The organism is Candidatus Ancaeobacter aquaticus (assembly GCA_030765405.1).
GTDB classification, from domain to species: domain Bacteria; phylum Auribacterota; class Ancaeobacteria; order Ancaeobacterales; family Ancaeobacteraceae; genus Ancaeobacter; species Ancaeobacter aquaticus.
On sequence record JAVCCP010000078.1, the window covers coordinates 1 to 15,113 of the forward strand.

Sequence of the window (15,113 nt, forward strand, 5' to 3'; positions counted from 1 at the left end):
AGATATAATCGTCTTTTGTAATCCAATTTTTTAAGCGAAATCCTTTCGCGAATATGACCCTTTGTTTAAAAACCTCTAATTAAGCTTAAAATCATACCTTATGCGTATTGTTGCGGAATCGTTGCTCCAGGACCCTCCCCATTGACAAAGTTGGTTTTTCATGGCATCATGTCTAAGTACTTACTATAAAGCAATTATTTAGCAATTCTCGTGACTTGAAGGAGTGCGTAAAACATGAAAATACCGAACCGTCTTATTAAAATTTTGTCGTTAGCCAACATAATAATCTTTCTATCCACGAATATTGCCTTGTCAGTACCGGTATATGCAGGAAGGGCGGCACTTGCACCAAAATCAGGGTTTGAAAAGAAACAAGAAACGGCCGCCTTCAAAAAACTGGATAACATGATACGGAAAAGCATTAAGGATGAAGTTTGGTTTAAATCAGACCCTAAAAAAAGCGATAGGACAAAAAATATTATCAGAGAAATAGAAAAGCTATTAAATGAACATTATAATATTACTTTTGCGATAAATGATGACGCATCAAATATTGATTTTTCCGCGACAGGATGGGCTAACAGGATTATGCCGATTATAATTACGCTGAAAGACGGCAAAAAATATATTTTAAAGAGTTTTTCCCCTCTTCATGCAAACGAAAATAAATTAGATGAAATTAGATTCATTTTGTCCTCACAAAAGAAAATGAAAGAACAAGGATTTCCTGTCCCCGGAATAAGAAAGACCTCAGCTGAGACAAAAGATATCCTGGATTACGCATTTAAACTTGACGGCTATTACTGGGTTTTGGAAGAATTTTTAGAAAAAGGTGAGTATCAAGAATCCTTCAAAACGGATTTTAATAAGGTTCTATCCTTAGTAAAAATGGCGGCCCGGATCCAGAATAAAATCGATATAACCAGCATAACCAAACCGGAAGGCAAGGAAAGCAAGGAAATTGCTGAGAGAGTTGCTGTAGAAAAATTCGATAAATATTTAAATAAATTAAAAGAAAAAACCTTTAGTACCTTTAGCGAAGGAAATCAGAGTGCTCTTGAGGATAGCCTTGATGGCAGACAGAAAATATTTGATGAACATGAGGAGTTCCTGCTGAAACAATTTGATATTGTTAAGAGCGGATATCCTTATGGCAAAAAAGTTGAATCTTTTATCCATGGCGATTTAGACAGTAACATGATTTATGTTGGGGATACAATTACGGGTATTTATGATTTTGGATCAGCAAGAAAAGATTACAAATTCAGAGAATTCCGGAACGGTATTATGGAACTTCTCTTTGAGAACCCTGACGGACAATATAAGAATCTTTCCTCTTTACTTGTGGCCTATCTTGTTGAATTAGATGAAGACAAGATGGTTAGTGAAGAAGAATTAATATTTTTGGTCAAAATTGCTTTAAAAGGTTATTTCCTTGATCTCATTTTTAATTATTGTCTTTTAAACAGATTTAACTATTTAGGTCCTGAAAAGGCCGAAAAATATATTGGATCATTCGGTAGATATGTAGAATTATTTGATTCAGATGAAAAAGTAACAACCTTTGTTAAAGGGGTGTTACGGGAAAAAGACTTCCGTAAATCGCTTAAAAAGCAAGGGACGCCACAGGAAACTGAGGATAAAGATGCCAAAGTCTACATGAGTGAGAAAGAAGTCTCTGAGTTTGTTAGCTCAATGGAGGACAAGATCCGTCAATTAGCCATAAAAGAAGGCGATCTAACTTGGCAGTTGTATACTACTATACTTAAGAAGGAATTGCCTCCCGATGAGAGGGAGGCGTATTTTGATCTGCTTAAAGAACAAAAAAGAAATATCCAAAAATACCTGGATGAAGGCAATGTCTACCTTGCTACACTTACTGAGGAGCAAAGAAAAGACTTAAAAGATCCTGAAAAACATGAGAAGTGCTTTGTGAAACTTCCTGATGAAGGTAAAAAATTCTTGAGGAATATGGGAATAGCGGGGGTATATGATGCCCTGCTTAATAAGGAGCAAAAGGAAATTATACGAGACCCGGCAAAAAGAGAAGCCCTAATTGATGCAATGACCGAACAAGAAAAGGCAATTTTGGGCGAAGATAAAGTATTTCTAATTGATTTTTCCAAAGAAAAGGAACTTTTAAAAGCGGGAATAGAAGAGTGCCAGCAGGAAACGCTTGAGATAGTGTCAGACGAAAAACTGTTTGAAGATGTTCTTGGATTTAAACGTATGGATATTAAAGATCCTCTTCTTGTAAGAAGGATTAATTCTCTTTATTTTCTCCTGCTTGGAGGGCAGGTATCAAATTCTAAAGAAGTTAGCGAGTTGGATATAAAGTTAAAAGAAGAATTTATGGCATATCCCATGATATATGAAGGTAAGTCCGTTGATGACACTATAATAAACGAACAGATCCTAAGGTTTGAGCCGGACAGAAATAAAAGGAAAAATGCCTGGATGCTTATGGTCGAACGCGGCAAGGCATTGTTTGAAAAGAAACTTGATTTGGTAAGGTTGCAGAATAAAAAGACGCGGGAATTAGCTGAAAAATACAACCTTCCCTACAAAAATTATTTTGAGCTGGTCGCGGCTACTAAAGAGTTAGATTATGACGAGTTTATGAAATTAATGGGAGCCGTAAAAGATGCTACAGACGAAGAAACTGAAAAAGTAATTGAGGAACAAAAAAAGATATTGGGTGTTGAGAGGCTGGAACCGTGGGATGTTTTGTATGCGTCTCATGAAACATACGAACAGGTTGAGAAGAAATACTATCCCAAAGAAAAGGCGCACGAAAGGATGGTATGGACATTTAAAGGTTTAGGCCTTGATACTTCAGGAATCGAATATGACATGAACCCGAGAGAAGGGAAACTAAGCGAGAAATTCCCGCATCCCGGCGTTTGTTTTACAATAGACCCGATAGATAAAGATATCAGGCTTTTAGCAACGCCTCTTGACGGCAGTTTTGCCGCGGATGCGGTTAATCACGAATATGGGCATGGCGTTCATTCATACTATACTGCTCAGCCGGGTTTCTTTTTAAACGGTTACAATATTGGCATAGCGGAAGGTATGGCAAGATTTACGGAAACTATGATAGTTGACCCTGATTGGTTAATGCAGTATGCGAGAATGCCCAAAGATTTGATAGTTGAATTTCTTGAAGCCAGACGGAAAGAGAATCTTTTAAAGTTCAGGGGGGTAAGACATTATATCGCAATTGCTGATTTTGATAGAAAGATTTATGAAGATCCCGATCAGGATTTAACAAAATTATATTGGGATAGATGTTCGGATATTATCGGTTTGCCATCCAAAGATACGGTAAGTGATTATTATAATTGGCCAAGATTCGCGGGGCTATATCATTATATCGCTACAACATGTTATATGCCAAACGATTATGCAAACGCGGATTTTATAAATGCCCAAAATAAAACTTTTTTAATCAGGGAATACGGCCATATTTTAGGCAATCCCGCTGTTGGCAAATGGCTTATTGAAAATTACTACAGATTGGGGGATTCTGTTGAATGGCAGCAAATGATTGAGGATGCAACGGAAGAGCCTATTAACACCAAATATTATATTTCGGAAGTATTAAAACCAAAAGATAAATTAATTACTGAAGTAAACGATGCCCAAAGAAAATATATCGATACGATCGCAAGGGTATATAAACCATTTAGAAATATAAAGGAGCTGTCAGACAAGACTTCGGGGCTGAAAGACACAAATGTAGTTTTGGTAATGGTTGATTCACTGCTGGTCGATCCAGAGGATTATGATAAAAAAGAAGGCAAAAGCCTGGAAAAGACCACTTTGGACGAACTTATTGTGATCTTAAATCAGCTTGTCGCATCCGGTTCGAATACAAAGATAGCAGTGATCAATACCGGCTTTTTAAACGATGATGCTGATAAAATCCTAACTTCTTTAAAAAATAAATATAAAAATAATCTTTTGGTAGAGACAGATCCGTCAAAGGTAGAGGAAAAAATAGGAGATCAGGAAATTGTAAAGATAGGATTTAAAGAAAACGCTGATCTACTGGGGAAACTTGATGTTACCGTTAAGATGCCTGAAAAAGGCATGATATTGTCAGCCTTTGATTTTATGTATGCGGCATTTTCAAAAGATCAAAACATTGAAAAACATTATTCAAGAAGAGAACTGGAAAGATTCGCTAAAGAGATATCATGCGATTTTGAGGCTACGAAAAGATATACTGAAGACATGATGTATTTTACGCGAGAGCAGTTCCTGATATTCGCATAAAAAAAGGGCGGCGCAAAGGCTTGCTACATGAAAAGGATAGGATAAAGCTATGAAGGCAACGAATTATAAAGACAAGAAGATAGTTAGTAAGTACTTAAAAAAGACGCTTAGTGGAGTTTATATTATTTATCCGGCCATATTAAGGCTCCTTCGTAATGTTAAAGGTAAAACTGTTTTAGACTTGGGGTGTGGAGCAGGTTTGATCAGCCAAAAACTGAGTGAAAGAGGCGCTAAGGTTTTTGCAGTTGATAGTTCCCAGAGGTGGATTGATATCTGCAAAAAAGAGAGTAATAAAACAAAAAACATTAAATATACGGTGGCAGATGCCGATGACTTGAGTATTTATAAGGACAGGAAATTTGATATTGTGTTTGCCAATATGGTTTTTCTGAGCGTTTCCTCCAAACAAAAAGTAGCAAAATCATTTAATGAAGTTAGCCGGATTATTAAAAAAGGAGGAACTTTTATTTTTAGCGATTGTCATCCTGTTGCTAATATGACCGGTAGTTCAAGTACAAAGATAAGCGGCGCGGTTCCCGGCTTTTCTTATTTTAAAGATGGTGCAAAATATAGGGGTACGTATCTTTTGTCTGATTATTCCCATATAGAATTTACTGATTTGCATTTTAGTCTGGGTTTTTATTCCAAGTTATTAAATGAAAACGGTTTTATGATTGAAGAGATAATAGAGCCTAAACCAGCCAAAATGGATCCCGAAAAAAGATTTAAAAATTATAGAATTCCAGAATACATTATTTTTAAATGTAGAAAATTATAGTATGAGGATGAATAGTCCAACCGGTAAACAGATTCTGATATTTTACATAGCGGTGAGTGTGTTTATCCCCTGATTTTCTCTTTCGGTGGATTGCAAAGTTAAATGCCGTAAATAGTGGTTATTTTTCATTTAAGCTGCGATCTCCTGAAGTATTTATCGGTTATTTTTATGAACGATGAACCACGAACGATGAACGATTAAATAAGGCTTCGCCTTATTTCAATCCTTTTAATTCATATGTCCTGACACGTTTGTTCTTGCCTTTAATGTTTACTTCACCGAGTTCTCGCACTTCGACTCTGTCTTTAATCTCATTATAGGTTGTTTCACCGATAATGATGTGAGTGTTATATTCCTTGTTAAGCTGTTCAAAACGCTGTGTAGTATTGACTGCGTCCCCGATAGCGGTATAGTCCATAAGTTTTTCAGAGCCCATGTTTCCGACAACAACAACACCGGTATTAATACCTATTCTTATCTTGAGGGCCTGTTTTGTCATTTCTTTCCACTCAGCTTCAAATTCTTTTGATACTGCAACCATCTCAAGCGCTACTGCACATGCTTTATACGCATGATCATGATAATAAAGCGGTGCGCTGAAAAGTGCCATAATGGCATCACCCATAAATTTGTCGACTGTCCCTCCATGCTTAAAAACAATATTGGTCATTTTTGTAAGATATTTGTTTAATATATGCGCTATTTGTTCGGGTTCAAGTGCTTCTGATATTGAAGTAAAATTTTGTATATCTGAAAACAAAATGGTTATCTCTCTCTTTTCACCGCCGAGTTTGATATCTTCAGGATTTGCGAGAAGCTGGGTAACGATTTGCTCTGAAGCGTAATGCCTGAATATATTTTTTATCTTTTTCCGTTCGCGTTCTTCAGTGAGAAGTTTTGACGCGGTAACCGCGCCATAGGTAAGAAAGAGAGCAATAAAAGGATAAACGATATTTGTAACGAGATATAAATGACTGAAAAGAGCTTGGGAAGCCGCAATAAAAAAAGTCATGGTAACAAGGAATATTATAATACCTTTTATTGTTGTTGCACGTCCAAGAATATATCCCATGCCGATTCCAAAGAAAATAATAAAGAGGATATTAATAACCGTACATATCATATTGAATTTCAAAAATCTGTTGTCCAGTATGTTTTGAATAACATTTGCGTGTTTTTCCATTCCTGAAAGACGCGGTGAAAAGGGTGTTACTTTGAGGTCCCCTAATCCCGGTGCTGTAGCGCCAATAATAATGATCTTACCTTTTAAGTTCTCTGCTGGAACGGTTTTGTTGAATACGTCAATAAATGAGTAGTAAGGGAACGAGCCGTTCGGGCCGTAATAATTTATAAAAAGCTTGTTGGTCATTGACAAAGGGATGATCTCGTTCGGTAATAAGGCGGCATCAGAAGTGATAAGTTTTATCTTTGCCATATCTATATTCAAGTATAAACGAGCCATTTGCAAGGTTATCGGCGGATAAAGATCTCCTTTAAACTTGATTGCAAAGAGCTCCCAGCGTAGCTCACCGTCCATGTCAGGAACAATATTTACCATGCCTTCACATAGTGCTTGTTCATCTAAGGAATTAATCGTATGAAAAACATTTGTAGCTTCCAGTGGAAGATATCGCGGATCTTTAACACCGAGTTTTGTTAAGAGATAACTTGATCGTTCTAAAAGAGAAAGACTTTTTTTGTCTATCGATGATGCTTTATCTCCTTCTTCACCGGGAAGGGTGAAATACATCGGTAGGACTACATTGCCCGCATACTTAAAGGCATCTGCAAGCGCAGAGTCGTTATCATATGTCCTTTTTTCTGATTCAATATATGAAAGAAAATTCTTTCCTTCAGCACTGGTCTTTGAAAATCCTGATGAAGTGAATGTATCTTCGACTTTTCCGAGCATTTTCAGCGTAGAATTTCTGTCCGGCTCGGTAAACAGGACGTCAAAACCGATAACCTTTGCTTCGCAATCTTTTAAATATTTTACCGCATGAGCAAAGTAGCGGCGTGGCCATGGCCATCTGCCGAGCTCTTTTATGCTTCTATCGTCAATAGCTATTAATGCGACGTTGTTTCCGGCTTCAATACGCCCTCTCATATGGAAACGCGCATCAATTGTTTTGAGTTCAAACAAGTGGAGGAATGGGGTGTCAATATACATTAATACAAGAACAATCAGTGTAATAAGTGTGCCAAGTTTTGGCCCGGTAAGAAAACGTGAAAATTTTTTCATAAATACTATACATCCTGTTTGCATTTCTCAACTCCTTTATACCAAAATATATGATTTTGATAAATACTTTTGTTGAATTAAGTCACGTAATTGATAATATAGGGGTCGGATCATAACCCCTTAAGGTAATTATGAAAACATATTGTAATTTTTCTAAAGAAGAAGTTTTAAAAGAACAGGTTTCTTCTATAAATGGTTTATCCTCGCAGGAGGCGGCTCATCGTTTGGCTGAGCACGGAAAAAACGCTTTAGTTGAAAGTAAACGCCGCACACCACTGGCCATGTTTATTGATCAGTTTAAAGATTTTATGATCATAGTCCTTATTGTTGCCGCTATTGTATCAGGCATTATTGGTGAGGTGACTGACACGATAGCAATTGTTGTTATTATTGTCCTTAATGCGGTAATCGGTTTTGTGCAGGAGTACCGTGCAGAAAAGGCGATGGCCGCATTAAAGAAAATGGCCTCTCCCTATACAACCGTTATTCGTGACGGTATGCAGCAGGTGATTGAATCAACAAGCGTTGTTCTCGGAGACATAGTTGTTTTAGTAGCGGGAAACCTTGTGCCTGCAGATATACGTTTATGTGAAACATCACAGTTAAAGATTGAAGAAGCCGCACTTACTGGTGAATCAGTACCAGCAGAAAAACATTCCGATATACTCAATGATGGGACGTTTCCTTTAGGCGACAGAAAGAATATGACCTATCGCGGTACCGTCGTTACCTATGGCCGCGGAAAAGGTGTTGTTGTTGGAACGGGTATGCGTACAGAGCTCGGAAAAATCGCTCAGATGCTGCAGAATGAAGATGAGGTAAAAACACCCCTGCAAAAACGATTAGCACGTTTTGGTAAGCACCTTGCACTCATAATACTGTTTATATGCGCCATTGTTTTTGGTGTTGGGGTGATGAGAGGGGAGTTACCGCTTCTTATGCTTCTTACCGCAGTATCGCTTGCTGTTGCGGCAATACCTGAAGCATTACCTGCCGTTGTTACTATATCGCTCGCACTTGGGGCAAAGAAGATGGTTGCGCAGAATGCCCTTATAAGAAAACTTCCTGCAGTCGAAACACTCGGGTCAGTAACATATATCTGCACCGATAAAACGGGCACGCTGACCATGAATAAAATGACCGTTGAGTCGGTGCACACTTCATGTGAAATTAATAAAGATTCTGTAGAAAATAATGAATTGCTCAAAACACTTTTCTTGGCGCTTTCAGTGAGTAATGATGCACATAAAGATAATAAAGGAATCGTTCTTGGTGATCCTACGGAAACTGCGTTGTATGCATATGCGGGGAAAAACGGATACGATAAAACAAAGTTAGTTGAGTTATATCCACGTGTTGCAGAGTTACCATTTGATTCTGAGAGAAAATGTATGACCACGTTCCATGAAGTAAAAGATCCTGATTGTCGTATTAATGCGCGCTATATTTCTTTTACGAAAGGTGCACCGGAAGTGATAGCAGCCAATGCAACGGTAAAAGAACAATGTATTGGATCCCAATCGTTACAAAAAGATGAGTTGTTAAAGATAAATGAAAAAATGGCAGATCAGGGACTCAGAGTATTATGCGTTGCAATGCGGGTATGGGACAATCTCCCTAAAAATAATGTTCCGGAAAATGTTGAGACGGATCTTACGGTACTTGGCCTTGTCGGGATGATTGATCCGCCGCGAGAAGAGGTAAGAGAAGCGGTGGCGCTATGTAAAACAGCCGGCATAAAACCGGTTATGATAACGGGCGATCATCCTATTACTGCACGGACAATTGCACGAAAGCTTGATATTATTAGTAGCGAAGATGGAGAAATTATAACAGGGAAAGAACTAGGAGAGTTATCACTTGAAGAGCTTGAGGAGCGTGTTGAAAGAGTGCGAGTATATGCGCGTGTTGCCCCTGAACAGAAATTAAAAATTGTTAAGGCGCTGCAGGATAAAGGACAATATGTTGCGATGACCGGTGACGGCGTGAATGACGCCCCTGCATTGAAGCGTGCTGATATCGGCGTTGCTATGGGTATTACCGGCACAGACGTATCAAAAGAAGCGGCAGATATGGTGCTTTTGGACGATAATTTTGAGACCGTAGTGCATGCCGTGGAAGCGGGAAGACGGATCTTTGACAATATACGGAAATTTATTAAATATATTATGACCAGTAATGCAGGTGAAATATGGACAATCTTTCTTGCACCGTTTTTAGGTCTTCCCATTCCGCTGATACCAATACAGATATTGTGGATAAATCTTGTTACAGACGGTTTGCCTGGGCTTGCGCTTACCGCAGAACCGGCTGAAAAAGGCATTATGAACCGACCGCCGCGGCATCCGAAAGAAAGTATCTTTGCGAACGGGTTAGGGCTGCACATTTTCTGGGTAGGACTTTTGATGGGAGGAGTATCACTTTTCTCGCAGGCATGGGCGATTGAAACAGGCAGATCAAACTGGCAGACAATAGTTTTTACAGTGCTGTGTTTAAGTCAGATGGGACATGTTCTGGCTGTGCGATCTGAAAATGAATCACTTTTCTCGCAAGGGATTATGAGTAATGTGCCTTTGTTGGGCGCGTTTCTCCTTACCTTTTTACTCCAGATGGCAACGATATATGTCCCGTTTTTAAACCCGATATTTAAGACCGCACCGCTTACGGCTGGTGAATTAACATTTACATTGTTTTTGTCATCTATTGTATTTATTGCGGTAGAGATCGAAAAATTATTACGGCGCAGAAAAATTATTAAGTATTAAAGTAGGGAATCAATAATGCGTGGGACATGTAGTGCACGGCTTTAGCCGTGCGGCAGCAGGGTAGGGACTATTATGACTACAGATATCAATACCAAACTACATACATTACAGGAACTGATCAGAGGATATAAAAGTATTTTGATCGGTTTTTCAGGTGGTGTTGACAGCACCTTCTTAGTAAAAGTCGCCTATGATGTTCTTGGAGATAAAGCGTGTGCGGTAACCGCGTGTTCGAGTACGTATCCCGAAAGAGAGTTTAAAGAAGCATGTCGGCTTGCAGCCCATATCGGTGTGAAACATGTGGTGATACAGTCGGAAGAACTCGACATACCGGAATTTAAGGATAATCCTGTAAACAGATGTTATTATTGCAAGAAAGAACTATTTCAAAAGCTCAAACGTATTGCAGATAAAGAACGCGTAGCGTTTATTGCCGATGGGTCAAACAGTGATGATGTGCATGATTATCGGCCGGGAACACAGGCATTGCAAGAGCTTAATATTGTGAGTCCGCTTAAAGAAGCTCGCCTCACCAAAAATGATATACGTGAACTTTCGAAGAGCATGGATCTGCCCACCTGGGACAAACCGGCTTACGCGTGCCTTTCATCACGTTTTCCCTATGGACACGAGATCACCCGTGAAAAACTTGATAAGGTAAATCGTGCGGAAGATTTTCTTATGACTCTGGGTTTTAGGCAAGTGAGGGTGAGGTACTATGATGATACTGCGCGAATAGAGGTTGAAAAGAGCAAAATGGATCATATTATGGCTCAGGATATCAGAGAAAAGATCCTATCTCACTTAAAAGATATCGGATTTAGATATATTACAATTGATCTTGAAGGATATCGTATGGGAAGTATGAACGTACATGTCAGACCCCAGACCATAGACTCCAGACCAGAGACTACAGACTAAAAACTAGATGCTTTATATTATTCAGCTGTAATCTATATGCTATAAGAAAGTATATGAAAAAAATATAAATACGATTCACGAGACACTAATCACGAAAAACGAGTTATCATGAAAGCAGTAACATTACTATCCGGTGGGCTGGACAGCATTCTTGCAGCAAAATTGATCATTGAACAGGGTATAGATGTCTATGCTGTTACTTATGTAAGCACGTTCAGTTCAGGCTACTCTAAAAAGACCGGTGTCTTTGTTCCTCAGCGGTGTGCTGATATGTTAGGGATACCGCTACTTGTACGTGAAATTACCCCTGAAATGACTGCTCTCGTAAAAGATCCTCCTCACGGTCACGGAAAAAATCTTAATCCCTGTATTGATTGCAAAATAATAATGATCCGAGACGCAAAAAAATATATGCATGATATTGACGCGCAGTTTCTGATTACCGGTGAAGTGCTCGGGGAACGGCCAATGTCACAGATGCGTCACGCCCTCGAAGAGATTGAAAAAGAAGGTGGGGTGGAAGGTATTTTGCTTCGGCCTCTTACAGCTCATTCATTACCTGAAACTATACCTGAAAAAGAGGGGTGGGTAGACAGGAGTAAATTATGCGGGATAACAGGAAGAAGCAGAAAACCCCAATTCGAATTATGTGAACGGTTTGGAATTACGGAGTATGCAACACCTGCAGGCGGATGTCTGTTGACTGATCGAGGGTACAGCAGAAAGTTGCAGGACGCGTTCGATAATAATGATGACAGTAGATCTTCTATAGACCTTCTTAAAACTGGCCGGCATTTTCGTTTGTTAAGTGGTGCAAAGATCATTGTTGGACGAGACGAAAAAGAGAATGAAAAATTAACTGCACAGGCACGTTCTGGTGACATGATCGTTTATATTGAGGAGCTACCCGGTCCGGTTGTACTTGTCTGTCACAGAAAAGATCATGCTGTAACTGAAGAAGATATTGATTGGGGTTGCCGGTTTTGTGCCTATTACAGTGACTCTGATAATGAAAATAATGTAACGGTTATTTGTCAGTGTGCTGGGAAAGAAGATTTAATTGAGAAGAAGACAAGTTCTATTGATAAGGAGACAGTTGACTCATTGCGGGTTGGTCAATAATTTGTGTTTTAATATATAGTATGATTTGATATTATACACTCCATTTTTGCAATAAGTGTCAGGGATGCTATTATGCTAAGTAGTAAACTATATAAAAATATATGTTTTTTAAGCGCAATAATCATTGTATGCGTTACCGTAAGCGGATGCAGTCCTTTTAGGGGAAGACATCCATCGGTAACACCGGACATTTGGCCGTTAAAGGTTAAAAATCCTACGGTGACATCAAAGTATGGTATGCGGCACCATCCGGTATTGAAAAGACGTATAAAGCATACCGGTATTGATATTCGTGCACGTGACGGTACAAAGGTGTATGCCACTGCACCGGGGAGAGTTATTTTTGCCGGTTGGAATGGCGGTTATGGCAATATGGTTAAGATCGATCACGGTGATACGCTTTTAACCTATTACGCTCATCTTTCAAAGATTGTTGTTCGCAAGGGCGATCACGTTATGAAAGGGAGTTATATAGGGTTATCAGGTCACAGCGGAAGAGTGACCGGTCCGCATCTGCATTATGAATTGCGCTATAAAGGTAAATCGGTAAATCCAAAATGGGGACTACCTTAACAGCTATAAGCTATAAGCTGTAAGAAAATACTAAAATAAAAACTAATAAAGTTTTAACTTAAAGCTTACAGCTTATAGCTTAGCTCAGTGGTGGCGCAAAGCTTTAGCCTTGCATGTTCGCAGGACTAACTTTAGCAGCTCTAAGTTATAAGAGAAAACAACGATATAATGTATAATAAAGTTTTAAACTTAAAGCTTACAGCTTACAGCTTATAGCTTTATAGGGGGGTTCCATGAAAAAGGCATTAATTACAGGGATTACAGGGCAGGACGGCTCATATTTAGCGGACTTCCTTCTTGAAAAGGGATACAAAGTGAGCGGCATGGTACGTCGATCGAGCACTGAAACGTTTGAGCGCATAGAACATATACGTGAGAAGATTGATTTAAAGCAGGCGGATCTTTTAGATCAGCTTTCAATAATAAAGATAATTGAAGAGACAGAACCTGATGAAGTCTATAATTTAGCGGCACAATCATTTGTGCCGACTTCATGGACACAGCCGGTACTTACCGCAGAATTTACTGCAGTCGGTGTAACACGCGTACTTGACGCGATACGCCTTGTAAATAAAGATATACGGTTTTATCAGGCATCATCAAGCGAGATGTTCGGCAAAGTACATGAAGTACCGCAAACAGAGACCACCCCGTTTCATCCGCGCAGTCCATACGGTGTCGCAAAAGTATACGGCCATTACATAACTCAGAATTATCGTGAAAGTTATGATATCTTTGCAAGTTCAGGAATACTTTTTAATCATGAGTCTCCGCGCCGCGGTTTGGAATTTGTTACAAAGAAAATTACTGATGCTGTTGCACGAATAAAGCTTGGACTTTCAGATGCGCTTAAGTTAGGGAACATGGACGCAAAACGTGACTGGGGGTTTGCCGGTGATTATGTAAAAGCGATGTGGCTGATGTTACAGCAAGACGCACCTGATGATTATGTCGTTGCAACCGGCCAGACACACTCAGTTCAGGAATTCGTTGAAGAGGCTTTTTCTTACGTTGATTTAGACTGGAAAGAATATGTTAAAACAGATCCACGTTTTGTAAGACCTGCGGAAGTTGATCTCTTAATTGGAGATCCAGCTAAAGCAAAAGAAAAGCTTGGATGGACGCCAGATATAACCTTTAAAGGTCTTATCGATATGATGGTTGATTACGATATTGAAAAACACAAGAAACTAATGGCAAATAGTAAGTAAGTTATTGTTATAGTGATAGAGCTGGATTTGTTTTATACGGCGAATAACGTTGAATTATTAGAGACATTTCCTCTCCATTGAGGTGGAGATTTATTAAAAATGGCGAAGAAGTGGCTATGTGCAAGGCGCGTGCAAGCGAACGCGGAGGTGTATTTACTGTACACCGCACAAGGGAGCGCAAGTACGCAACGCAGCAGATGGCTGCTTATCCGCAATTTTGGGGTTTTATGAGTATTTTGATTACTGGTGTAACAGGTTTTGTTGGGGATCATCTTCTTGAATACACAGCCGGGCAGACCGAACGTATTTATGGGATTGGCCATATTGCCGTTGATACCTCGTATGCCCACTACAAACATTTTCAATTGTTTACTACTGACTTAAGGGATGATCTTGGTATAAATTCTGTTGTACGAAAAGCCCAGCCGGATATTGTCTATCATTTGGCAGGTGTTGCATCAGTTAAAAAGTTTGATGCGGACATTACGGCATCATTTGAAATAAATACTAATGGATCGCTGCATCTTTTTGAGGCTGTCAGGCAGCACTCACCGAAAAGTAAGATTGTTTTTATCAGTTCGGGAGAAGTGTATGGCGAAGTAGATAAAAAAAATCTACCGGTAACAGAAGAAACATCCATAGCCCCCACGAATTTGTATGGAGTATCAAAAGCGTCCGCAGAATTACTTGCATTAAATTACTGGAAAAATTATGGAGTAGATATTACTATCTTGAGGCCTTTTAATCATATTGGCCCGGGACAATCAACCGATTTTGTTACCGCGAGCTTTGCAAAGCAAATTGCACAGATCAAGAAAAACAAGAAAGAACCAGTCTTAGAAGTTGGTAACGTTGAAGTAAAACGGGATTTTACCGATGTGAGAGATATTGTGCGCGCATATGATCTTGCGGCAAAAAAATGCGGTGGTGGAGAAGTGTACAATGTTTCTTCCGGGACACTGTATACGATTAGTGAAATTCTCGATAAGATGATCGCTTTAGCCCAAATAAAGGTGGAGATAAAGGAATCAGCGGATAGAGTTAGAAAGCACGATATAGATTATGTGTGGGGAAGTCCTAAAAAGTTTATGAGTAAAACCGGATGGAAACCACGGTATAAAATTGAAGATACATTACGCGATTTACTAGCGTATTGGATGGAAAGAACGTAATTTGCAGTTAGCGTATAGCGCATGGCGGATAGTGTAGTGCAGGGCTTT

Annotated in this window: 9 protein-coding genes; 8 read left to right on the top strand and 1 reads right to left on the bottom strand. The window is 39.2% G+C overall.

What is annotated here, in order from left to right:
- The first annotated feature begins 234 nt into the window (after positions 1 to 234).
- Positions 235 to 4,281 carry a M3 family metallopeptidase gene (locus P9M13_10445; GenBank protein MDP8263702.1) on the top strand — a complete coding sequence of 1,349 codons (4,047 nt, stop codon included), beginning with the start codon at positions 235 to 237 and terminating at the stop codon, positions 4,279 to 4,281.
- Positions 4,282 to 4,330: 49 nt separating this feature from the next.
- Positions 4,331 to 5,059, top strand: a complete 729-nt coding sequence (locus P9M13_10450; protein MDP8263703.1) for a class I SAM-dependent methyltransferase — start codon at positions 4,331 to 4,333, stop codon at positions 5,057 to 5,059.
- A 214-nt stretch (positions 5,060 to 5,273) separates the two neighbouring features.
- Here the strand turns inward: P9M13_10450 and P9M13_10455 are convergent, their stop codons facing one another.
- Entirely contained in the window at positions 5,274 to 7,301 is a 2,028-nt protein-coding gene (locus P9M13_10455) for an adenylate/guanylate cyclase domain-containing protein (protein ID MDP8263704.1), read from the bottom strand.
- A gap of 131 nt (positions 7,302 to 7,432) precedes the next feature.
- On the opposite strand from P9M13_10455, the gene P9M13_10460 reads away from it, so the two are divergent.
- From P9M13_10460 to P9M13_10485, 6 genes are all read left to right on the top strand, one after another.
- Positions 7,433 to 10,066, top strand: a complete 2,634-nt coding sequence (locus P9M13_10460; protein ID MDP8263705.1) for a cation-translocating P-type ATPase — start codon at positions 7,433 to 7,435, stop codon at positions 10,064 to 10,066.
- A 72-nt stretch (positions 10,067 to 10,138) separates the two neighbouring features.
- Entirely contained in the window at positions 10,139 to 10,987 is an 849-nt protein-coding gene (gene larE / locus P9M13_10465) for an ATP-dependent sacrificial sulfur transferase LarE (protein ID MDP8263706.1), read from the top strand.
- A 108-nt stretch (positions 10,988 to 11,095) separates the two neighbouring features.
- Positions 11,096 to 12,109, top strand: a complete 1,014-nt coding sequence (locus P9M13_10470) for a hypothetical protein (GenBank protein ID MDP8263707.1) — start codon at positions 11,096 to 11,098, stop codon at positions 12,107 to 12,109.
- Positions 12,110 to 12,346: 237 nt separating this feature from the next.
- A complete protein-coding gene (locus P9M13_10475; protein ID MDP8263708.1) occupies positions 12,347 to 12,682 on the top strand; it encodes a M23 family metallopeptidase in 336 nt (111 codons plus the stop codon).
- Positions 12,683 to 12,915: 233 nt separating this feature from the next.
- Positions 12,916 to 13,893 carry a GDP-mannose 4,6-dehydratase gene (gene gmd, locus P9M13_10480; GenBank protein MDP8263709.1) on the top strand — a complete coding sequence of 326 codons (978 nt, stop codon included), beginning with the start codon at positions 12,916 to 12,918 and terminating at the stop codon, positions 13,891 to 13,893.
- A 227-nt stretch (positions 13,894 to 14,120) separates the two neighbouring features.
- The gene (locus P9M13_10485; GenBank protein MDP8263710.1) at positions 14,121 to 15,065 is read left to right on the top strand and encodes a GDP-mannose 4,6-dehydratase; all 945 of its coding nucleotides are present in this window, start codon (positions 14,121 to 14,123) and stop codon (positions 15,063 to 15,065) included.
- The last annotated feature ends 48 nt before the right edge of the window (positions 15,066 to 15,113 follow it).

What these genes read in the sequence shown, in the direction of transcription:
- P9M13_10445 (MDP8263702.1), top strand. Translation starts at nt 235, where the DNA reads ATGAAAATACCGAACCGTCTTATTAAAATTTTGTCGTTAGCCAACATA.
- P9M13_10450 (MDP8263703.1), top strand. Translation starts at nt 4,331, where the DNA reads ATGAAGGCAACGAATTATAAAGACAAGAAGATAGTTAGTAAGTACTTA.
- P9M13_10455 (MDP8263704.1), bottom strand. Translation starts at nt 7,301, where the DNA reads ATGAAAAAATTTTCACGTTTTCTTACCGGGCCAAAACTTGGCACACTT.
- P9M13_10460 (MDP8263705.1), top strand. Translation starts at nt 7,433, where the DNA reads ATGAAAACATATTGTAATTTTTCTAAAGAAGAAGTTTTAAAAGAACAG.
- larE (MDP8263706.1), top strand. Translation starts at nt 10,139, where the DNA reads ATGACTACAGATATCAATACCAAACTACATACATTACAGGAACTGATC.
- P9M13_10470 (MDP8263707.1), top strand. Translation starts at nt 11,096, where the DNA reads ATGAAAGCAGTAACATTACTATCCGGTGGGCTGGACAGCATTCTTGCA.
- P9M13_10475 (MDP8263708.1), top strand. Translation starts at nt 12,347, where the DNA reads ATGCGGCACCATCCGGTATTGAAAAGACGTATAAAGCATACCGGTATT.
- gmd (MDP8263709.1), top strand. Translation starts at nt 12,916, where the DNA reads ATGAAAAAGGCATTAATTACAGGGATTACAGGGCAGGACGGCTCATAT.
- P9M13_10485 (MDP8263710.1), top strand. Translation starts at nt 14,121, where the DNA reads ATGAGTATTTTGATTACTGGTGTAACAGGTTTTGTTGGGGATCATCTT.